The organism is Mycolicibacterium pyrenivorans, assembly GCF_025821625.1.
Taxonomy (GTDB): Bacteria; Actinomycetota; Actinomycetes; order Mycobacteriales; family Mycobacteriaceae; genus Mycobacterium; species Mycobacterium pyrenivorans.
This window is the reverse complement of sequence record NZ_JACKSH010000023.1, coordinates 37,309-56,904: the sequence shown is the minus strand read 5'-3', so window position 1 is coordinate 56,904 and position 19,596 is coordinate 37,309. Positions and strand designations below refer to the sequence as shown.

Genomic DNA, 19,596 nt, shown 5'->3' with positions numbered 1-19,596 from the left:
AGGCGACGGGCTCGGCGCCGGCTGCTGCGGGAACGGGCGCGGCTGGGGCGCGGCGGGCTCGTCGGCGGGAGGCGCCGCCGGAACCGCGTCGGGAGATGACCCCGGAACCGCGCCAGGAGGCATCCCCGGGATTGCACCGGGAGGCAATTCACCGGGCGGCATCCCCGGGATCGCTCCGGGCGGCAGTCCGGGAATCGCACCCGCAGGCCCGCCCGGCTGCGGCCCTTCCTCCGCAGGCGCAGCACCCTGGGCGGGGATCGCGTGGATCACCGGCCGGATGTACAGCCGCGCGGTCTGCCCGAGGTTGCGGGCCTCACTGCCGTCGTTGCCGGGGACGGTGATCACGAGGTTGTCGCCGTCGATGATGACCTCGGACCCCGAAACGCCCAGGCCGTCGACGCGGGCGCTGATGATCTGTTGAGCCTGGTTCAGCGCGTCCCTGGTAGGCGGGGTGCCGTCCGGTGTGCGCGCGGTCAGTGTGACGCGGGTGCCGCCCTGCAGGTCGATGCCGAGCTTGGGGTCGGGCTGCTTGTCCCCGGTGAGGAACACCAGCAAGAACGCGCCGGTGAGCAACACCAGGAACAGGGCCAGGTAGCGGGCAGGGTGCACCGGCGTCGAAGACGATGCCACGTGTCAGATTCTCCTCGAGATTTCAGTTCGTCAGTACCGCTCAGGGCGCAAAGGGTACGTGCTGTTGCTGAGATCTCAGCTGTCAGTCCTTGGTGTTGGGGCTGTCGGCGATCTCGGTGGCCTTCGAACGTGGCTCGGAGGCCTCGGACTGCGACTCCTCGAAGTCGGCGTCGTCGTCCTCGACCTCGACCCCGTCGACGTCGTCGACTACGCGGTCCCGCACCGCCAACTTCATCCACGTGGTGACCACGCCGGGCGCGATCTCCAGGTCGACGTAGTCGTCGCCGATGCCGGTGATCGTCCCCTGCAGACCCGATGTGGTGTGGATCCGGTCACCGACCTGCAGGGAGTTGTGCAGGTCGATGGTGGCCTGCATCGCTTTCTTCTGACGCCGCGATGCGAAGAACATGAACGCGCCCATGACGATGAGCAGTGGGAGGAAGATGACCAGATCCATGGCAGCAGTGTCTCTCTTGAATCATTCGTATCGGTTCGCGGTCACGGCTCCCGAACCCGCACGCGGGGGCCGCATCTGTGAAGAAGTTGATGACCAGTGTGCCATTGCGGCCGATCGTGACCGTCCCCCCGGGTGGGCTACCGCGGCGATCGGCCGGCCAAAGCCTCCGCTACCGGGCTCATTTCAACGGAATCCGTTGCCGCCACCGTCTGCCACCGATGATCCCGGCCCGAACTGCCCCGTTAGTCGAGCGGATCGGTGCTCTCAGCGGCTAGGCTCGAACCGCGGCGCCGGCAGTCGCATTCTCCGTCTCGTCACGGGCATGTAGGAGGTCTTTCGTTGAGCACCGTCGAGCAGAGCCGCCACCTCGCCACCGCCATCCCCGGCCCGCGGTCCTCGGAACTGATGGCGCGCAAGAACGCCGCGGTGGCGCGCGGGGTCGGCACCACCGTGCCCGCCTACGCGGTACGGGCATCCGGCGGCATCGTCGAGGACGCCGACGGCAACCGGCTCATCGACCTCGGATCGGGCATCGCCGTCACCACGATCGGCAACTCCGCGCCCAGGGTCGTCGAAGCGGTCGCCGCGCAGGCTGCCGAGTTCACCCACACCTGTTTCATGGTCACCCCGTACGAGAAGTACGTCGCCGTCGCCGAGGCGCTCAACAGGCTGACTCCCGGTACCGGGGAAAAACGTTCCGCACTGTTCAACTCCGGTTCGGAGGCCGTCGAGAACGCCGTCAAGATCGCCCGGTCCTACACCCACAAGCAGGCGGTCGTCTCGTTCGATCACGCCTACCACGGCCGCACCAACCTGACGATGGCGCTGACCGCGAAGTCGATGCCCTACAAGCACGGGTTCGGCCCCTTCGCGCCCGAGATCTACCGCGCACCGCTGTCCTACCCGTTCCGCGACGCCGAGTTCGGCGGCAAGGAGATGGCCACCGACGGTGAACTCGCCGCCCGACGGGCGATCACCGTGATCGACAAGCAGGTCGGCGCCGAGAACCTGGCCGCCGTCATCATCGAGCCGATCCAGGGAGAGGGCGGGTTCATCGTCCCCGCCGAGGGGTTCCTGCCCGCGCTGCTGGACTGGTGTCGCGCGAACGACGTGGTGTTCATCGCCGACGAGGTGCAGACGGGCTTCGCGCGCACCGGCGCGATGTTCGCCTGCGAGCACGAAGGGATCGTGCCGGACCTGATCGTCACCGCGAAGGGCATCGCAGGCGGCATGCCGTTGTCGGCGGTCACGGGCCGCGTCGAGATCATGGACGCCCCACACGTCAGCGGTCTGGGCGGCACCTACGGCGGCAACCCGACGGCGTGCGCCGCCGCGCTGGCGACCATCGAGACCATCGAGGCCGACGGGCTGGTCGAGCGCGCCGCGCACCTCGAGTCGCTGATGAAGAACAAGCTGGGCCGCATCCAGGCCGAGGACGACCGCGTGGGCGACGTCCGCGGGCGGGGCGCGATGATCGCCGTCGAGCTGGTCAAGTCCGGCACGACCGAACCCGATGCCGAACTGACGAAGGCGCTGTGTGCGGCCGCGCACCGGGCGGGCGTGATCGTGCTGTCCTGCGGCACTTTCGGCAACGTGCTGCGATTCCTGCCACCGCTGTCCATCAGCGACGAGCTTCTACTCGAGGGCCTCGACGTGATCGCCCGCATCCTGGCCGACCTGTGAGCCGACTCCGATCGACCCCGACCAACAAGGGAGCGCACTGATATGACCACCGTCCAGAACTTCATCGGGGGCGAGCTCGTCGACTCGGTGAGCGGAGCGACCATGCCGCTCGTCGACCCGAGCACCGGGGAGCGGTACGGCACCGCGCCGGTCTCCAACGAACAGGACATCGACAACGCGTACGAGGCGGCGGCCAAGGCATTCAAGGACTGGAAGCGCACCACTCCGTCGCACCGGCAGAAGGCCCTGCTCGGCTTCGCCGACGAGGTCGAGCAGGCCGCCGAGGATCTCGTCGCCGCCGAGGGTCGCAATACGGGCAAGCCGAATCACGTGACCATGGCCGAGGAAATCCCGCCGATGGTCGACCAGATCCGGTTCTTCGCCGGCGCGGCAAGGATTCTGGAGGGCAAGTCGGCCGGCGAGTACATGGCCGACCACACGTCGTGGATCCGCCGTGAGCCCGTCGGCGTGATCGGGCAGGTGGCACCGTGGAACTACCCGATGATGATGGCCATCTGGAAGATCTGCCCGGCCATCGCGGCGGGCAACACCGTGGTGATCAAGCCGAGCGACACCACACCCGTCACGACGGTGATGCTCGCCGAGTTGGCGGCCAGACACCTGCCGCCGGGCGTGCTCAACGTCGTCACCGGGGACCGCGTCACCGGCGCCAACCTGGTGGCCCACCCGACGCCCGAGATGGTGGCGATCACCGGATCGGTGGCGGCGGGCAAGGCCGTCGCGGTCAGCGCGGGCGGCAACCTCAAGCGCACCCACCTCGAACTGGGCGGCAAGGCGCCGGTAATCGTGTTCGACGACGCAGATGTGGCCGCGGCGGCCGAGGGCATCGCGACCGCCGGCTATTTCAACGCCGGACAGGACTGCACGGCGGCCACCCGTGTGCTGGCGTCGGCGTCGATCGCCGCGGACCTGACGGCCGCGCTCGCCGAGCAGGCCAAGGGGGCGACGACGACGTTCGGCCGGGCCGCCGACGACGAGGACGCCTGGGTGCCGCCGGTCAACAACGTCAACCAGATGGAGCGGGTGCTGTCGTTCTTCTCCGATGTGCCGTCGCACGCCACCGTCGCCGTCGGCGGTGGTCGCCAGGGCGACACGGGTTTCTACGTCGCGCCGACGGTGGTCGGCGGGCTGCGGCAGGACGACCGGCTGATTCAGCAGGAGGTCTTCGGACCGGTCATCACGGTGCAGTCGTTCTCCGACGAGGAGCAGGCGATCACCTGGGCCAACGGTGTCGAGTACGGGCTGGCCTCGTCGGTGTGGACCAAGGACGTGTCGCGGGCGCTGCGGGTGTCCAACGCGCTGGACTTCGGATGCGTCTGGATCAACACCCACATCCCACTGGTCGCCGAGATGCCGCACGGCGGGTTCAAGTCATCCGGGCACGGCAAGGACCTGTCGATGTACGGGCTCGAGGATTACACCCGCATCAAGCACGTGATGGCCTACACCGGCTGACGCGTTTCCCGTCAGCGGCTCAGCGGTGAGCCAACGTGTCGTGGCGTCCGCCACGACGGAACTTGTCGCGCCAGCTGCGTTTGGCGGGCTGCTGCGGCTCGATCTCCTCGGTGGGCGCATTGCCAGCCGGTGCGGCAACGGGCTGCGCGCCGGTATGCGCGGGAGCCACCGTCTGCTGCGGTCCCGTGTGCACTACCGTCGCGTGCTCGTCGACAGCCAGCGGGCGGGTGGCGTACTCGACGTCGCGGACACTGCGCACGGAGAGGCGACCCAGCGCCAGCGCGCCGAGGAAGACGATCAACGCGCCGAGGCCGTAGAAGTAGGTCAGCTCGAGCCACACCCGCTTCGTGTCCGTCGTCGCGACCGGTGATCCGGCGCTACCCAGTCCCAGCGGACCGGCCAGTGCGCGGCCCACCACGAACCATGCACCCGCGGCCACGGTCAACCAGCTTCCGAGCATTGCGGTCGCACGGTTGCGCGACGTCAGCAGCAGCAGTCCGCCGAGGACGGTGACCGCGCCGGGCAGCACTTCCAGCCAGCCTCTGGCGTTGGTCCACGTCCACGCTTGATCCGGACTGAACGCGAAGTCGAAATTGGGGCCGACGAACGGGATGAGCGCACCCCAGACGCCGAGCAGTATCAGCAGGAAACCGCTGGCCGCGCCGCGGCTGCGGGCAATTTTCATCCGGCCGCCACGAGGGCGTTCCGGGTGCTCCGATCCGATCATGTCGCCTCCTTGATGGTGCGCAGGGGGTACCCCGGCGGCGTACCGTCGTAACCCGAATCCCCTGGGTAGTTATGGGGTCGAGACCTACCGCCTCTCCGCCTTCCCTGCGCCGAACGTGCATTCCCTGTCGCTGCGCGGCGGCGTCAGCGACAGGGAATGCACGTTCGCGGTGGGTCAGCCGCGGTCAGCGCACCTGTTCGACGACACCGGAGACGTTGTCCGCCAACACTTTCGGCTGGTAGAGCATCATGTTGTGGCCGCTACCGGGAACCACGGTGTTGGTCGTGCCCAGCGCGGCGGCGAGCAGGTCGTTGGCGTGGTGGATCTGCGCCTGCGTGTAGTTGTCCGGGGTGAGCTGATCGGGTGGCGGGAACCGGTCGCCGCTGAGCACCAGAGCGGGAACTCGGGGAAGCGGCGGGGCCGACGTCACCGTCGCGAACGCGTCGCCGAACCACACGCCCTCGGCGCCCGGCCCCTTGCCGTCGCGGCCACTGGCGAAGAAGGCGGCGTTCTGCGCCGGGCTCCCGACCGACGGCAGGAACTCCGACGTCGGCTCCACGAACACCAGCCCCGCCACCAGCTCGGGGTGCCGCCGCGCCAGGAGGTCGAGGACGAGTCCGCCGTAGGAGTGCGCCACGAAGACCAACGGGCCGGTGAGCCCGGCCGCGGCGATCACCGCGACCACGTCATCGACGTCTTGTTCGATGTGGTGGGGTTGCGCCACCGGGGAGGATCGTTGCTCTCCGTCGGGTCGGGTATCGGGGCGGTCGTACGCGCACACCCGCGTCGTGCGCGCGATGGTCGGCTGGGCCGCCTCGGGGCTCGGTACGAGGTTGGCCTGGTCGATGACGTCGTAGGGCGACGACCAGATCGGGTCGTCGGGCGCGATGACGTAGTTCCACACCTCGGCGTAGCTCCCCAGACCGGGGATGACGAACACCGTCGGCGATCCGCTCCCCTGACAGTCCAGGAACAGCGTGCGCCCGGCGCCGATGTCGACGGCGCCCGGCGCGCCGGTCCCGGGACCGGCCGCACTTCGGGCGCACCCCGCCACGACGACCAGCACCGCCATCCACACGCCGACCCGGCGCCACCTCACCTCGGCGACGCTACAACGCCAGCCCGAGCACCAGAAGCACAACGGCGATCAGCGGGAGAAGTCCCTGGATGACCGCCGCGCGCGCCTTGTCCGGAGCCGAGGCGAGCAACACCACCGCGGCGGCCAGCATCGACCCCACCCCGGTGAACACCAGGGCAGCACCGACCGCCGTTGCGCCCCTGGCCATCACGGCCACCCCGACGACCGTGACGATCGCCAGGAACAGGTTGTAGAAACCCTGGTTGAAGGCCAGTAGCCTGGTGGTCTGGGCCTCCTCTTCGGTGGTACCGAACACCGCGCGGGTTCGCGGCGACGTCCAGGTGAGCGACTCCATCACGAAGATGTAGACGTGCAGCAGCGCCGCCAGCGCAGCGACGATCAGCCCGGCGGTCACCATCGCGCACAGCCCTTCGGCATCCCCGTCATTCGAACAGACCCGCCTGGCCCAGGCCGCCGACCCCGCTGGGTGGCGACATCCCCAGGTGCGTCCAGGCCAGGGCGGTGGCGACGCGCCCTCGCGGGGTGCGCGCGATCATCCCGGCACGTACCAGGAACGGCTCGCACACCTCCTCGACGGTGGCGGCTTCCTCCCCCACCGCCACGGCGAGCGTCGACACGCCGACCGGGCCGCCGGCGAAGCTGCGCGTCAGCGCCGAGAGCACCGCGCGGTCGAGCCGGTCCAGGCCGAATTCGTCGACGTCGTACACCGCAAGTGCGTACTTGGCGATGTCGCGGGTGATGACGCCGTCGGCGCGCACCTCGGCATAGTCGCGGACCCTGCGCAGCAGGCGATTGGCGATACGCGGGGTTCCCCGGGAGCGGCGGGCGATCTCGGCGCCGGCGTCGGCACCCAACTCGATGCCGAGGATGCCGGCCGAACGGGCCAGCACCCGCTCCAGTTCGGCGGGTTCGTAGAAGTCCATGTGCGCGGTGAAGCCGAAGCGGTCACGCAGCGGGCCGGTCAGCGCACCCGACCGGGTGGTCGCACCGACCAGGGTGAACGGCGCGACCTCCAACGGGATGGACGTGGCGCCGGGCCCTTTGCCGACGACGACGTCGACGCGGAAGTCCTCCATCGCCAGGTAGAGCATCTCCTCGGCGGGCCGCGCGATCCGGTGGATCTCGTCGATGAACAGGACGTCGTGCTCGACCAGGTTGGACAGCATCGCCGCGAGGTCGCCGGCACGCTCCAGCGCCGGTCCGGAGGTGACGCGAAGCGAGGTGCCCAGCTCCGCGGCGATGATCATGGCCAGCGACGTCTTGCCCAGACCCGGCGGACCGGACAGCAGGATGTGGTCGGGGGTGCCGCCACGGTTCTTGGCTCCCTCGAGCACCAGCTGAAGCTGCTCGCGGACGCGGGGCTGGCCGATGAACTCGCCGAGCGAACGCGGCCGCAGGCTCGCGTCGATGTCCCCCTCACCCACCGTCAACGCCGCCGACACCTCACGATCGGTGGTGTCCTCGTGGTCTTCCTCGTCGAACCGGCCCATCACTTCCTACCCAGCATCGACAGCGCGGCCCGCAGCGCACTCGACTGGTTGGCGTCGGGGTCGTCGGCGAGCACCTTGTCGGTGGCCTCCTCGGCCTGCTTGAGCGCGAAGCCGAGCCCGACGAGCGCTTCGACGACGGGTCCGCGCACGCTGTGGCCGCCGGTGGCGGCGAAGCCCGTCGAGGCCACCGCCCCCACCTTGTCCCGCAACGTCAGCACCAGCAGCTCGGCCGTCTTCTTGCCGACCTTGGGGATGCGGGTCAGCGCGGTCAGGTCGCCGTCGCCGATGGCCTGGCGCAGCGTCGGGCCGTCGTACATCGCCAGAGCACCGAGCGCGATGCTCGGCCCGATTCCGGAAACCCCGATCAGGGTCAGAAACAGGTTGCGGGCGTCGGAATCGGCGAAGCCGTACAGCGTCATCGAGTCCTCGCGCACGATCATCGCGGTGATCAGCCGGGCCTCGGCGCCACGCCGCAGCGTGGCCAGCGTCGCGGGGGTGGCCATCACCTTGTAGCCGACGCCGGCCGCGTCGATGACGGCGTGGTCGAGGGCGATGTCGAGGACCTCGCCCCGAACGGCGGCGATCACGGCGCGCTCCGCGACATCCGAGCCGGGGCCGACTTCGCCTTCGATTGCGCCTTGAGGGTGGCCTGATACTTGCGCCGCTGCTCGGCCGCCATGGCCTCCGCCGCCGCCATCCGGGCGATCATCGGCGCCCGCCAGCAGTGACAGATCGCCAGCGCAAGGGCGTCGGCCGCATCGGCGGGTGTCGGTTTCTGTTGCAGCGCAAGGATTCTCGTGACCATCTCGGTGACCTGCGCTTTGCCTGCGCGCCCGTTGCCGGTGACGGCGGCCTTGACCTCGCTCGGGGTGTGGAAGTGGACGTCGATGTCGCGACGCGCCGCGGCCAGCGCGATCACCCCGCCGGCCTGGGCGGTGCCCATCGCCGTGGACGCATTCTGGTGGGAGAACACCCGCTCGATCGCGATGACGTCGGGCAGGTGGGTGTCCATCCAGTGCTCGACGGCAGTGCTGATGGTCAGCAGTCGCTGACCCAGCGGCTCCTCAGCCGGGGTGCGCACCACATCGACGTCGAGCGCGATCACCCTGCGACCCTGAGCACTCTGGATGACGGACAGCCCGCATCTCGTCAGTCCGGGGTCGACTCCCATCACCCGCACGCCTGCCCCTTCTCCAGAACATTTGTTCGAGAGCTTAGCTTCTGCCGCTGACAGTCGAGGGCAGGGACACGCGGCGGGTTCCACTGGGACGGCCGTTCAGATGGCGTAGTGACCGGACTGCCAGCCCTGGGACAGTGCCAGCGCATTCTCGGCCATCCGCCCGCCGGACCGGCGCCAGTCGCGCACCCGTTCGCGCCGCACCTCTTTTTTGTCGTTGCGCTGGACGACGACGACCCGGCGCACGCCCAGCGGGTCCGTCACGACTGGCATGCGCAGAGCATAGGGGCCGGCACCGCGGTTCGGCGTCAGGTCATCGCGGGAGTCGCTGCCTGCGTGCGCAATTCGACCCCGCGGTACTGGGGCGCCAATGTCCGTCCCGCCGCGAGCAGTGGTTCTGTGCTGCGTAATGCCCGGGCGAGCAGGAATCCGCCCTCCAGCGCGCCGATCAGCGACAGTGTCACGTCACGCGCGAGGGAGGTGTCGAGCCCCCTTGCGATGAAGTAGGCGGTGCCGCCGACGATCCATCCGTCGAAGATCGACTGGACGACCTGCCTGAGTTCCTCGACGGTGTCCGCGACTTCCGCGGACACGCTGGCGACAGGACACATGTTGGCGAATCCGGTGGCCGTCATGTCCTCGGCGGCCTGGGTGAACACCCCATCGACCGCCGCCCCGAGGTCGCTGTGGCTGTCGACGATCGTCGGGATCAGCAGGCCGTACGCGGCGCCCGCGTTGACCAGCGCCTCACGCGCGATCTGGACCTTTCCGCCGCGGAAGTGGTGATAGAGCGAGCCGTTGGGGGCGCCCGAGGCGTCTGCGATGTCCTTCATGCTCACGCCGGCGTACCCCTTGTGCCGCATCAATTCGGCGGCCGCGGTGAGTATCGATTCCCTGGTGGACCTTGCCATCGTCGCCTCCTGATGTCAGGCTAGAGCATACATTCTAGAACGTTGATTCTAATGGGAGAGAACATGCAAACTGTCGACGTCACCGCGGGCACCCTCGAGTACCGCGAGGAGGGCGATCCCGCAGGGCCGCCGGTGGTCCTGCTGCACGGTCTGCTGATGAACGATGCGCAGTGGGACCTTGCGCTCTCCCACCTGCCACCGGGGTTCCGCTACCTGTTGCCGGTGCTGCCCATGGGTGGCCACCGCGTGCCGATGCGCCCCGACGCCGACCTGACGTTGTCGGCGATGGTCGAGATCGTCGCAGATTTTCTCGATGCGCTGGACCTGACCGACGTCGCCCTGGTCGTCACCGACTGGGGCGGTCCGTTGTTCCTCACCGACATCGGCCGCGACAAGCGGGTGTCGCGGCTGGTGATCTGCCCGTCCGAGGCTTTCGACAACTTTCCACCGGGCTTACCGGGAAAGGTCGCATGGCTGGCGAGCCGTACGACCGGCACGGTGTGGCTGGCGATGCGCCAGCTCAAGATCGGTTGGCTTCGCCGGCAACGGCTGATGTTCGGGATGATGTCGAAAAAGCCTGTTCCACAAGAGATCTTCGACAAGTGGGCGGCGGCGGGGCTGGCCGACAGGGCAGTTCGGCGCGATCTCGTCAAATACTGCCGCACCAGGTTCGACGCCGACGACCTGATCCGGGCGACCCACCGGCTCACCGAGTTCGACAGGCCCGCACTGGTGCTCTGGTCCGACAACCCGGTGATGCCCGCCGAACACGGTCGCCGGCTGGCCGAGCTGCTACCTCAGGGGCGGCTGCAGATCATCGACGACGCCTACGTTCTGGTGATGCTCGACCAGCCCGAGCGGACCGCGCAGGCGATCGGCGAGTTCCTGGCCGCTCACTGAGGCTCGGTCGGTTCCAGCGTCAGTCCTCGTCGAGCTGTGCGGCGACGTCGTCGGGGATGTCGATGTTGGTGTAGACGTCCTGCACGTCGTCGCTGTCTTCGAGCGCGTCGACGAGCTTGAGCACCTTGCGGGCGCCGTCGAGGTCGACGGGCACCGTCACCGAGGGCTGGAAGCTGGCCTCCGCGGAGTCGTAGTCGATGCCCGCGTCCTGCAACGCGGTACGCACCGCAACCAGATCCGTTGGCTCCGAGATGATCTCGAAGCTCTCACCCAGATCGGTGACGTCCTCTGCGCCCGCTTCGAGCACCGCGGTCAACACATCGTCCTCGGTGAGCCCGTTCTTCTCCAGGGTGATCACGCCCTTGCGGGAGAACAGGTAGGACACCGATCCGGGATCGGCCATGCTGCCGCCGTTGCGCGTCATCGCGACACGGACCTCACCCGCGGCGCGATTGCGGTTGTCGGTCAGGCACTCGACCAGCACGGCCACGCCGTTGGGTCCGTATCCCTCGTAGGTGATGTTCTGCCAGTCGGCGCCGCCGGCTTCCTCGCCGCTGCCGCGCTTGCGGGCCCGTTCGATGTTGTCGTTGGGCACCGAGCTCTTCTTGGCCTTCTGGATGGCGTCGTAAAGCGTCGGGTTGCCTGCCGGGTCACCGCCGCCGGTGCGTGCGGCAACCTCGATGTTCTTGATCAACTTCGCGAACATCTTGCCGCGACGCGCATCGACCACGGCCTTCTTGTGCTTGGTGGTGGCCCACTTGGAATGGCCGCTCATGCAGGTACTACCTTCTCTTTCGCTGACGACAGAGTCCGATCGCCCAGTTTACGTGGGAGTTCGACGAGCCCTGAACCGCGTCGGCGCACCGAGGTCACCGAGGGGCCGGCGTCGGAAACGGCCGCTCTGCACCCCGACGGGTGTTAGGTGAGCCACAAAGCGATCCTGTAGATATTACTCCAAAGTAAGATCGCTGCTCATGACGTTTTCCCTCGAGCTGTCCCCGGACCTGATCCACGTCCGGGACTGGGTTCATGAGTTCGCCGCCGACGTGGTCCGCCCCGCAGCTGCCGAATGGGACGAACGCGAAGAGACGCCGTGGCCGATCATCCAGGAGGCGGCCAAGGTGGGCCTCTACTCCATGGAGCTCTTCGCCGAGCAGGTCGCCGAACCCTCCGGCCTCGGCATGATCGTCGTGTTCGAGGAGATGTTCTGGGGTGACGCCGGCATCGCCCTGGCGATCCTCGGCACCGGCCTGGCCGCAGCGTCGCTCGCCGCCAACGGGACCCCCGAACAGGTCGGCGAATGGGTGCCGCAGATGTTCGGCACCATCGATGAACCCAAGGTGGCGGCGTTCTGCTCGTCCGAACCGGGCGCCGGGTCTGATGTCGGGGCGATCCTCACCAGGGCCCGCTACGACGAGGCGACCGACGAGTGGGTGCTCAGCGGGACCAAGACATGGGCCACCAACGGCGGCATCGCCAACGTCCACGTCGTCGTCGCATCGGTGTACCCGGACCTCGGCACCCGCGGCCAGGCGTCGTTCATCATCCCGCCGGGCACTCCCGGGCTGAGCCAGGGCCAGAAGTTCCTCAAGCACGGCATCCGTGCGTCTCACACCGCCGAGGTGGTACTCCAGGACGTACGCATCCCGGGCCGCATGATCGTCGGCGGCAAGGAGAAGTTCGACGCGCGAATCGCGAAGGTGCGCGAAGGCAAGCGAGCCGCCGGGCAGGCCGCGATGGCGACGTTCGAGCGCACCCGGCCCACCGTAGGCGCGATGGCCGTCGGGGTGGCCAGGGCCGCATATGAATACGCCCGGGACTACGCCTGCGAGCGCGAACAATTCGGGCGCAAGATCGGCGAGTTCCAGGCCGTCGCGTTCAAGCTGGCCGACATGAAGGCACGCATCGACGCCGCCCGGCTGCTCGTCTATCGCGCCGGGTGGATGGCCCGCAACGGCAAGGAATTCACCTCCGCCGAGGGGTCGATGGCCAAGCTGGTGGCCAGCGAGACCGCCGTCTACGTCACCGACGAGGCGATCCAGATCCTCGGCGGCAACGGCTATACCCGCGACTACCCCGTGGAGCGCATGCACCGCGACGCCAAGATCTTCACGATCTTCGAGGGCACCAGCGAGATCCAGCGCCTGGTGATGGGACGAGCCATCACCGGCCTTCCCATCCGCTGACTCCTCCGCGGGGGCGCCGGGTTCAGGCGCGGCCGGACACCATGTCGACGAACAGCGCGTGCACCCGGCGGTCGCCGGTCATCTCCGGATGGAACGCCGTCGCGAGGGTGCGGCCCTGCCGGACGGCGACGACGTGATCTGCTGCCCGCGCCAACACCTGCACCTCGGGTCCCACCCGCTCGACCCAGGGCGCGCGGATGAACACGGCGTGGACCGGACCGTCGAGCCCATCGAACACGACGTCCTCCTCGAACGAATCGATCTGACGCCCGAAAGCGTTGCGGCGCACGGTCATATCGATCGCCTTCAGCGGTGTGGCATCGCGGCCGGGCACGCCGGCGTCGAGGATTTCGGTGGCCAGCAGGATCATCCCCGCACACGACCCGTAGGCCGGCATGCCGTCGGCCAGGCGCGCCCGAAGCGGGTCGAGGAGTTCGAACTCACGCAGCAGGTGGCTCATCGTGGTGGACTCGCCGCCAGGGATCACCAGCGCGTCCACGGAGTCCAGTTCACCCACCCGGCGCACGGTGATCGCCTCGGCGCCGGCCGACCGCAGCGCGGCGAGGTGCTCGCGCGTGTCCCCCTGCAGCGCGAGGACGCCGATGCGGACGCTCACTTGCGCCCGGGCGTGAAGTCGCGGGCGTAGCGCGTCAGACCTTCCTGCATCACCGCTGCGACCATCTCGCCGTACCGGTTGTAGATCTTGCCCTGGGTCAGCGATCGGGCCCCGCAGGCCGACGGCGACGACTGGTCATAGAGCAGCCATTCGTCGGCGCGGAACGCCCGCATGAACCACATCGCGTGATCCAGCGACGCCACCATCAGGTGTTTGCGCTCCTCGACATGGTTGACCTGGGCAGAACCCAGCAGCGTCAGGTCGCTCATGTAGGCCAGCGCGCAGATGTGCAGTACGTGGTCGTCGGGCAGCGGATCGCGGTGCCGGAACCAGACCTGCTGCTGGGAGGCTTTGCCCTCGCGGACACCGAGGTGTTCGCGCGGCACGATCCGCACGTCCCACTCGTCGAACTGCCGGAAGCTGGCGTCGTCGAACACCTTGCTGACCGACTTGAAGTCCGGGATGTCGTCGGGCGGGACGGCGTGCGGCATGGCGTCCTGGTGTTCGATGCCGCTCTGGTCGGTCTGGAACGACGCCGACATCGAGAAGATCGTCTCGCCGTGCTGGATGGCGCTGACCCGTCGCGTGCAGAACGAGCCGCCGTCGCGCAGCCGCTCGACCGTGTAGACCGACGGCGACCGGGCGTCACCGGCGCGCAGGAAATAGCCGTGCAGCGAATGCACCTGGAACTTCGGGTCGACGGTGCGCACCGCAGACACCAGTGACTGGCCGGCCACGTGGCCGCCGAAGGTGCGCTGCAGGAAGCCGGACTCCGGGCTGAACACGCCACCGCGATAGATGTTGACCTCGATCTGCTCCAGATCGAGGATCTCTTCGATCGCCACTAGTCAGTCTGCTCTTCGCGCAAGCGGCTCATCATCACCAGCCGCGTTCGGCGAGGCGGTGAGGCTGTGCGATGTCCTCCACGTTGATGCCGACCATCGCCTCGCCGAGCCCGCGGGACACCTTCGCCAGCACGTCGGGGTCGTCGTAGAAGGTGGTGGCCTTGACGATCGCCGCGGCACGGTCGGCCGGGTTGCCCGCCTTGAAGATGCCCGAGCCGACGAACACACCCTCCGCGCCGAGCTGCATCATCATGGCCGCGTCGGCCGGCGTGGCGATGCCGCCCGCGGTGAACAGCGTTACCGGCAACTTACCGGCCCGCGCGACCTCGGCGACCAGATCGTAGGGAGCCTGCAATTCCTTTGCGGCAACGTACAGTTCGTCTTCCGACAGTGAGGTGAGGCGACGGATCTCGCCTCCGATCTTGCGCATGTGGGTGGTGGCGTTGGACACGTCTCCGGTGCCGGCCTCGCCCTTGGAGCGGATCATCGCCGCGCCCTCGGTGATGCGGCGCAGTGCCTCGCCCAGGTTGGTGGCCCCGCACACGAACGGGACGGTGAACTTCCACTTGTCGATGTGGTGGGCGTAGTCGGCCGGGGTGAGCACCTCTGACTCGTCGACGTAGTCGACGCCGAGGCTCTGCAGGATCTGCGCCTCGACGAAGTGCCCGATACGCGCCTTGGCCATCACGGGGATCGTGACGGCGTCGATGATGCCTTCGATCATGTCGGGATCGCTCATCCGCGACACCCCGCCCTGCGCCCTGATGTCCGCCGGGACGCGTTCGAGCGCCATCACGGCCACCGCACCCGCGGCTTCGGCGATGCGGGCCTGCTCGGGGGTGACGACGTCCATGATGACGCCGCCCTTGAGCATCTCGGCCATGCCGCGCTTGACCCGCGCGGTCCCGCGAGCGGGCGACGCCCCCAGGCCTGCCCCAGGCGTATCGGATTCCACCGTAATCTCCTTCAATCGCTACTGATCCAGTCTAGGGGCGGCGGCAAATCCTATTGAATTCGCACGTCACCTGATCGACTGCAGCGGCCGCTGGGATGCCGCATCCGGTGCGTCGGCCAGCGCGTTCGCCTCTTCGAGGAGCTCGCCCAACTGCAGCGGATAAACGGTCTCTCCGTTGGCGACCAGCTCGTCGATCATTGTCGCATCGCACCATCGGTGACCGTGAATGTAGGTCCGCTCCAGGCCGGTGCGGCCCGAGTCCGAGGGTTCGAAACGCTCGGTCCGGTGCACGAAGTACATCTCGTCGCTGCGGATCACCGATCCGTTGAAGTCGATGACTGAGTCCCGGTGCCAGATCGGTCCGACCACCGCATCGGGATCCACCCGCAGCCCGGTCTCCTCTTCCAGCTCGCGCACGGCGGTCTGCGTCAGCGACTCCCCCACCTGGGCTGCGCCGCCGATCGTGAACCACCAGTGCGGAGCGGACGCCGCTCCGCCCGACGCCGCCGGATCCGAACCACACAGCAACAGCACGGCGCCGTCGTGGTCGAGCAGGACGACGCGCGCCGACGTGCGTCGCCGCGCCGGGACCTCCTCGCGAGCGGAGACCTCTCCGCCTTCGGCGATCTCGAAATAGGTTGGCAGAGCCGCTGTTCCACCCAGCCGCAGGATGCGCACCGACGGACGTTCCCGCAGCGCGAGGGTGTCGCGGACCGCGTCGTTGTGGAAGCGGCGCGCCAGCAGCACACGCGCTTCCGCGTCGGCCAGCTCGGCGACCAGGGCCAGCGGCAGCGATGCCGGGTCCACCTGGGCCAGCGCCGCCGACAGTTCGTTCTCGGCGGCCTCGCGGCCCGATCGCGGCGCCCGCTCGGCCGCGCCCGCCACGGCGGCCAACCGCTTACCCTCGGGCCCTCCGCCATAGGCCTCGACAGCCACGGCGCGCGCTACCACCGCTCGCCTGGCCAGCGCACCGTCGAGAGCCTGCCAGGACAGGTCGTAGCGCACGTGCAACCGGTCCAGACGATTGGCGGTCTGATACGCCCACGCGGCCACCAGCAGGATCGTCGCGACGACCACGGTGATCGCCGCCGCGGTGACCCAAGGGATCACGAATCCACCCGCACCTTCACGCCCGCCCCCGCGACGGTCTCGTACACCCGCATGATCTGCTTGGCGACCACCGACCAGTCATAGCGCTGTACCGACTCCGTCCCGCAGTCGATGTAGCGCTGACGCAGGGCGTCGTCGGCGAGCACCTCGATCAGGCCCGTCGCCAGCGCGGCCGGGTCGTCGACGGGCACCAGCCGCCCGGCATTGCCGTCGTCGAGTACCCGCCGGAACGCGTCGAGGTCGCTGGCCACGACCGCGGTGCACGAGGCCATCGCCTCGACGAGCACGATGCCGAAACTCTCCCCACCGGTGTTGGGGGCGCAGTAGACATCGGCGCTGCGCATCGCGGCGGCCTTCTCGGTGTCGTCGACCTGGCCCAGGAGCCGCAGATGCCGGGCCAGCGGTCCGGCGGTGGCGCGCAGCTGGTCCTCGTCACCGCGGCCCACGACCAGGACCTCGAGGTCGGGAAACCGATCCACGAGGGCGGGCAGCGCGCCCAGCAGCACCGCCATGCCCTTTCGGGGTTCGTCGAAGCGACCGAGGAACAGCACTGTCTTGCCGGGTCGCGGGTAGCCGTCGAGTGGCCGCGCCGAGGCGAACGACGGGACGTCGACGCCGTTGGGTATCTCCACGGCATCGCTGCCCAGCGCCTCCATCTGCCAGCGCCGGGCCAGGTCGGACACCGCGATCCGCCCCACGATCTTCTCGTGCATCGGCCGCAGGATGGGCTCGAACACCGACAGGGTCAGCGATTTCGTCGTCGACGTGTGGAAGGTCGCGACGATCGGGCCCTCGGCGATGTTCAGCGCCAACATGGACAGGCTGGGGGCGTTCGGCTCGTGCAGATGCAGCACATCGAAGTCGCCCTGCTGGAGCCACCTCTTGACTCTGCGGTGGGTGGCCGGGCCGAACCGCAGCCGGGCGACCGAACCGTTGTAGGGAATCGGGACGGCCTTGCCGCCGGAGACCACATAGTCGGGCAGGGAGCCGTGGGCGTGTGGCGAGGCCGGCGCGAGCACGCTGACCTCATGGCCGTGACGGTGCATCACTTCGGCGAGCTGCAGCACATGGGACTGCACCCCGCCGGGAACGTCGAACGAGTACGGGCAGACCATGCCGATGCGCATCAGCGGCCGCCCATCAGGTCGCCTCCAGGCGGGCCCTGCGCTCATCGGAGAGGTCGGCCAGCCACTGCGGCTGCAGCATGTGCCAGTCGGCGGGGTGAGCGGCGATGTTGGCTGCGAACCGGTCCGCCAGGGCCTGCGTGATGACGGTGACGTCACCCGAGGACGTGTCGAGCTGCGGATAGACCCGGATGCCCCAGCCGTCGCCTTCATACCAGCAGTGCGCCGGAAACAGCGGGGCTCCGGTGCTGAGGGCGAGTTTGGCCGGTCCTGCGGGCAGTCGCGTCGGCTCGCCGAAGAAGTCGACCTGCACGCCGCTGCGTGTGAGGTCGCGGTCGGCCATCAGGCACACCACGCCGTTGTCCCGCAGCCGGTCGCACAGCACGTCGAACGGCGGTCGCTCGCCACCGGAAAGCGGCACCACCTCGAACCCGAGGCTTTCCCGGTACGCGAGAAACCGGTTGTAGAGCGACTCGGGCTTGAGGCGCTCGGCGACCGTGGCGAACCGTCCGTGGTTCTGCACCATCCACACGCCGGCCATGTCCCAGTTGCCGCTGTGGGGCAGCGCCAGCACCGCCCCGCGGCCGTGCTTCTCCATCGAAGTCCACACCATCTCGATGTCCTGCACACTCAATCGCCTGCCCAGCTCGGCATGATCCATCGACGGCAACCGGAAGGCCTCCCGCCAGTATCGCGCGTATGAGGCAAGCGAAGCACGGATCAGCTCGTCCGGCACCCTCTCGGGCGTCTCCCCGATCACCCGGGCAAGGTTCCTGCGCAGCTGTTCGGGCCCTCCGTTGCGCGCGAAGAAGTGTGCGCCGGCACCGAATGCGTTGCGCGCCACGAGTTCCGGAACGGAACGCACCACCTGCCAACCGGCGGCATATCCCCAGTCGCTGAGCTGGGCGCCCAGCGAGCCAGTGGTGGGAAGCCAACTGCCGCGATCGGATTTCGGCCCGGCCGGGTGCTGTGTCATTGTTCGGTGGTCTCGGGCTTCTCGGTGTCGGTCACCGTCTGCGGGCCCCTCCCGCTTCCGGGGGAAGGCTCCATCGCCCCGGCCGAGGTCCGCACACTGTGCAGCCGCTGGCCCACGGTCACCACACTGGCCACCGCCAGCACCCACATCGCCACGTCGAGCACCCACGGCAGCGGCACGAACGGCAGGTCGGACAGGTTCGCGCCGGCCAGGACGATGACCAGCCGTTCCGGGCGCTCGATCAGCCCGCCATCACCGGACAGACCGCTGGCCTCCGCACGGGCCTTGATGTAGGAGATGACCTGCGAGGACACCAGGCAGATCATCGTCGCGACCACCAGCTCGGCGCTGTCGCGCCCGAACGCGGCCCACCAGAGCAGCCCGCAGAACACCGCGCCGTCACTGATGCGGTCGCAGGTGGCGTCGAGGACAGCCCCGAAGCGGGTACCGCCGCCGCGTTCCCGCGCCATCGCGCCGTCGAGCATGTCGGCGAGCACGAAGACGCACACGGCGATCGCACCCCAGAACAACTGGCCGGTGGGAAACAGCGTGAGGGCGGCCAGCACCGAACCCGCGGTGCCCAGGATGGTGACGCTGTCCGGCGTCAGACCCAGGCGCAGCGCTCCCTTTGCCACCGGCTTCGACAGCTTCGCGTAGGCCGCGCGGGTCATCAGGTAGAAGTCGCTCACGGCCGCTTTTCCCACTCGGTGGCCAGCAGCTGCCGGGTGTCTCTGAGCAACTGCGGGATCACTTTGGAGTCCCCGATCACGGTGATGAAGTTGGCATCGCCGCCCCAGCGCGGCACGACGTGCATGTGCAGATGCTCCGACAGCGAGCCGCCGGCGGACGTTCCCAGGTTCAGGCCGACGTTGAAACCGTGCGGCCGCGAGACGGCCTTCATCACGCGAATCGCCTTCTGTGTGAACGCCATCAGCTCGGCGCTCTCCGCCTCGGTGAGGTTCTCGAGTTCAGCCACCCGCCGGTAGGGCACCACCATCAGGTGGCCGGGATTGTACGGGTAGAGATTGAGCACCGCATACACGAGTTCGCCCCGGGCGACGACCAGTCCGTCCTCGTCCGACATGTTCGGGATGTCGCTGAACGGCTCGGTCGAGGCAGCCGCGCCGGCCTTCACGGCGTCGGCGATGTAGGTCATCCGATGTGGCGTCCACAGCCGCTGCAGGTGGTCCGGGTCGCCGACGCCGCGGTCTACGATCGTGTCCTCCGGGTCCAC

General features: G+C 68.6%; 22 protein-coding genes and 1 pseudogene. 4 read left to right on the top strand and 19 right to left on the bottom strand.

Annotated elements, in window-relative coordinates; translation table 11 throughout:
- Positions 1 to 630: pseudogene (locus tag H7I57_RS03075) on the bottom strand (protein translocase subunit SecD); the annotation flags it as partial.
- 82 nt (positions 631 to 712) lie between these two features.
- A complete protein-coding gene (gene yajC / locus H7I57_RS03070) occupies positions 713 to 1,087 on the bottom strand; it encodes a preprotein translocase subunit YajC (protein ID WP_264021817.1) in 375 nt (124 codons plus the stop codon).
- A gap of 339 nt (positions 1,088 to 1,426) precedes the next feature.
- Here yajC and gabT point away from each other — a divergent pair, with 339 nt between their 5' ends.
- A complete protein-coding gene (gene gabT / locus H7I57_RS03065) occupies positions 1,427 to 2,770 on the top strand; it encodes a 4-aminobutyrate--2-oxoglutarate transaminase (protein ID WP_264021815.1) in 1,344 nt (447 codons plus the stop codon).
- A gap of 42 nt (positions 2,771 to 2,812) precedes the next feature.
- Entirely contained in the window at positions 2,813 to 4,246 is a 1,434-nt protein-coding gene (locus H7I57_RS03060) for a gamma-aminobutyraldehyde dehydrogenase (protein ID WP_264021814.1), read from the top strand.
- 19 nt (positions 4,247 to 4,265) lie between these two features.
- Here the strand turns inward: H7I57_RS03060 and H7I57_RS03055 are convergent, their stop codons facing one another.
- The 8 genes from H7I57_RS03055 to H7I57_RS03020 form a co-directional block, all read right to left on the bottom strand.
- Positions 4,266 to 4,973 (bottom strand): hypothetical protein, encoded by a 708-nt coding sequence (locus tag H7I57_RS03055; RefSeq protein WP_264021812.1) that lies wholly within the window; start codon positions 4,971 to 4,973, stop codon positions 4,266 to 4,268.
- Between the two features lie 184 nt (positions 4,974 to 5,157).
- Entirely contained in the window at positions 5,158 to 6,072 is a 915-nt protein-coding gene (locus tag H7I57_RS03050) for an alpha/beta fold hydrolase (protein WP_264021811.1), read from the bottom strand.
- 10 nt (positions 6,073 to 6,082) lie between these two features.
- A complete protein-coding gene (locus H7I57_RS03045) occupies positions 6,083 to 6,469 on the bottom strand; it encodes a DUF1304 domain-containing protein (protein ID WP_264021810.1) in 387 nt (128 codons plus the stop codon).
- Positions 6,470 to 6,494: 25 nt separating this feature from the next.
- Complete coding sequence (gene ruvB / locus H7I57_RS03040) at positions 6,495 to 7,562, bottom strand: Holliday junction branch migration DNA helicase RuvB (RefSeq protein ID WP_264021809.1); 1,068 nt, start codon at positions 7,560 to 7,562, stop codon at positions 6,495 to 6,497.
- A complete protein-coding gene (ruvA, locus tag H7I57_RS03035) occupies positions 7,562 to 8,149 on the bottom strand; it encodes a Holliday junction branch migration protein RuvA (protein WP_264021808.1) in 588 nt (195 codons plus the stop codon). The genes ruvB and ruvA overlap by 1 nt, the downstream gene beginning before the upstream one ends.
- The gene (gene ruvC, locus H7I57_RS03030; RefSeq protein ID WP_264021807.1) at positions 8,146 to 8,742 is read right to left on the bottom strand and encodes a crossover junction endodeoxyribonuclease RuvC; all 597 of its coding nucleotides are present in this window, start codon (positions 8,740 to 8,742) and stop codon (positions 8,146 to 8,148) included. The genes ruvA and ruvC overlap by 4 nt, the downstream gene beginning before the upstream one ends.
- A gap of 96 nt (positions 8,743 to 8,838) precedes the next feature.
- A complete protein-coding gene (locus H7I57_RS03025) occupies positions 8,839 to 9,012 on the bottom strand; it encodes a hypothetical protein (protein ID WP_264021806.1) in 174 nt (57 codons plus the stop codon).
- 35 nt (positions 9,013 to 9,047) lie between these two features.
- Positions 9,048 to 9,650 carry a TetR/AcrR family transcriptional regulator gene (locus H7I57_RS03020; protein WP_264021804.1) on the bottom strand — a complete coding sequence of 201 codons (603 nt, stop codon included), beginning with the start codon at positions 9,648 to 9,650 and terminating at the stop codon, positions 9,048 to 9,050.
- Positions 9,651 to 9,713: 63 nt separating this feature from the next.
- Here H7I57_RS03020 and H7I57_RS03015 point away from each other — a divergent pair, with 63 nt between their 5' ends.
- Positions 9,714 to 10,550 (top strand): alpha/beta fold hydrolase, encoded by an 837-nt coding sequence (locus H7I57_RS03015; protein ID WP_264021803.1) that lies wholly within the window; start codon positions 9,714 to 9,716, stop codon positions 10,548 to 10,550.
- A 19-nt stretch (positions 10,551 to 10,569) separates the two neighbouring features.
- Here H7I57_RS03015 and H7I57_RS03010 read toward each other — a convergent pair whose 3' ends face one another.
- Positions 10,570 to 11,325: a YebC/PmpR family DNA-binding transcriptional regulator gene (locus H7I57_RS03010; RefSeq protein WP_264021802.1), complete on the bottom strand. Its 756-nt coding sequence runs from the start codon at positions 11,323 to 11,325 to the stop codon at positions 10,570 to 10,572.
- Between the two features lie 199 nt (positions 11,326 to 11,524).
- On the opposite strand from H7I57_RS03010, the gene H7I57_RS03005 reads away from it, so the two are divergent.
- Complete coding sequence (locus H7I57_RS03005) at positions 11,525 to 12,736, top strand: acyl-CoA dehydrogenase family protein (RefSeq protein ID WP_264021801.1); 1,212 nt, start codon at positions 11,525 to 11,527, stop codon at positions 12,734 to 12,736.
- A gap of 22 nt (positions 12,737 to 12,758) precedes the next feature.
- Here the strand turns inward: H7I57_RS03005 and pdxT are convergent, their stop codons facing one another.
- The 8 genes from pdxT to H7I57_RS02965 all read right to left on the bottom strand — a co-directional run bounded on the left by pdxT (position 12,759) and on the right by H7I57_RS02965 (position 19,596).
- A complete protein-coding gene (gene pdxT / locus H7I57_RS03000; protein WP_264021799.1) occupies positions 12,759 to 13,352 on the bottom strand; it encodes a pyridoxal 5'-phosphate synthase glutaminase subunit PdxT in 594 nt (197 codons plus the stop codon).
- A complete protein-coding gene (gene tesB, locus H7I57_RS02995; RefSeq protein WP_264021798.1) occupies positions 13,349 to 14,197 on the bottom strand; it encodes an acyl-CoA thioesterase II in 849 nt (282 codons plus the stop codon). The genes pdxT and tesB overlap by 4 nt, the downstream gene beginning before the upstream one ends.
- A gap of 34 nt (positions 14,198 to 14,231) precedes the next feature.
- Positions 14,232 to 15,080 carry a pyridoxal 5'-phosphate synthase lyase subunit PdxS gene (gene pdxS / locus H7I57_RS02990; protein ID WP_264021823.1) on the bottom strand — a complete coding sequence of 283 codons (849 nt, stop codon included), beginning with the start codon at positions 15,078 to 15,080 and terminating at the stop codon, positions 14,232 to 14,234.
- Positions 15,081 to 15,218: 138 nt separating this feature from the next.
- Positions 15,219 to 16,262, bottom strand: coding sequence for an NUDIX hydrolase (locus tag H7I57_RS02985; RefSeq protein WP_264021797.1), 1,044 nt, complete (start codon positions 16,260 to 16,262; stop codon positions 15,219 to 15,221).
- Positions 16,259 to 17,389, bottom strand: a complete 1,131-nt coding sequence (locus tag H7I57_RS02980; protein WP_264021796.1) for a glycosyltransferase family 4 protein — start codon at positions 17,387 to 17,389, stop codon at positions 16,259 to 16,261. Before H7I57_RS02980 ends, H7I57_RS02985 begins: the two co-directional genes overlap by 4 nt.
- A 13-nt stretch (positions 17,390 to 17,402) precedes the next feature.
- A complete protein-coding gene (locus H7I57_RS02975; protein ID WP_264021795.1) occupies positions 17,403 to 18,362 on the bottom strand; it encodes a phosphatidylinositol mannoside acyltransferase in 960 nt (319 codons plus the stop codon).
- A complete protein-coding gene (gene pgsA, locus H7I57_RS02970) occupies positions 18,359 to 19,051 on the bottom strand; it encodes a phosphatidylinositol phosphate synthase (protein WP_308204306.1) in 693 nt (230 codons plus the stop codon). Before pgsA ends, H7I57_RS02975 begins: the two co-directional genes overlap by 4 nt.
- Entirely contained in the window at positions 19,048 to 19,596 is a 549-nt protein-coding gene (locus tag H7I57_RS02965) for an ATP adenylyltransferase (protein ID WP_264021794.1), read from the bottom strand. The genes pgsA and H7I57_RS02965 overlap by 4 nt, the downstream gene beginning before the upstream one ends.

Excerpts from the sequence above, each read along its gene's own strand:
- yajC (WP_264021817.1), bottom strand. The coding sequence starts at position 1,087 with ATGGATCTGGTCATCTTCCTCCCACTGCTCATCGTCATGGGCGCGTTC.
- H7I57_RS03060 (WP_264021814.1), top strand. The coding sequence starts at position 2,813 with ATGACCACCGTCCAGAACTTCATCGGGGGCGAGCTCGTCGACTCGGTG.
- H7I57_RS03055 (WP_264021812.1), bottom strand. The coding sequence starts at position 4,973 with ATGATCGGATCGGAGCACCCGGAACGCCCTCGTGGCGGCCGGATGAAA.
- H7I57_RS03045 (WP_264021810.1), bottom strand. The coding sequence starts at position 6,469 with ATGGTGACCGCCGGGCTGATCGTCGCTGCGCTGGCGGCGCTGCTGCAC.
- ruvB (WP_264021809.1), bottom strand. The coding sequence starts at position 7,562 with ATGGGCCGGTTCGACGAGGAAGACCACGAGGACACCACCGATCGTGAG.
- H7I57_RS03025 (WP_264021806.1), bottom strand. The coding sequence starts at position 9,012 with ATGCCAGTCGTGACGGACCCGCTGGGCGTGCGCCGGGTCGTCGTCGTC.
- H7I57_RS03020 (WP_264021804.1), bottom strand. The coding sequence starts at position 9,650 with ATGGCAAGGTCCACCAGGGAATCGATACTCACCGCGGCCGCCGAATTG.
- H7I57_RS03015 (WP_264021803.1), top strand. The coding sequence starts at position 9,714 with ATGCAAACTGTCGACGTCACCGCGGGCACCCTCGAGTACCGCGAGGAG.
- H7I57_RS03010 (WP_264021802.1), bottom strand. The coding sequence starts at position 11,325 with ATGAGCGGCCATTCCAAGTGGGCCACCACCAAGCACAAGAAGGCCGTG.
- H7I57_RS03005 (WP_264021801.1), top strand. The coding sequence starts at position 11,525 with ATGACGTTTTCCCTCGAGCTGTCCCCGGACCTGATCCACGTCCGGGAC.
- pdxS (WP_264021823.1), bottom strand. The coding sequence starts at position 15,080 with ATGGCCGAGATGCTCAAGGGCGGCGTCATCATGGACGTCGTCACCCCC.
- H7I57_RS02980 (WP_264021796.1), bottom strand. The coding sequence starts at position 17,389 with ATGCGCATCGGCATGGTCTGCCCGTACTCGTTCGACGTTCCCGGCGGG.
- H7I57_RS02975 (WP_264021795.1), bottom strand. The coding sequence starts at position 18,362 with ATGACACAGCACCCGGCCGGGCCGAAATCCGATCGCGGCAGTTGGCTT.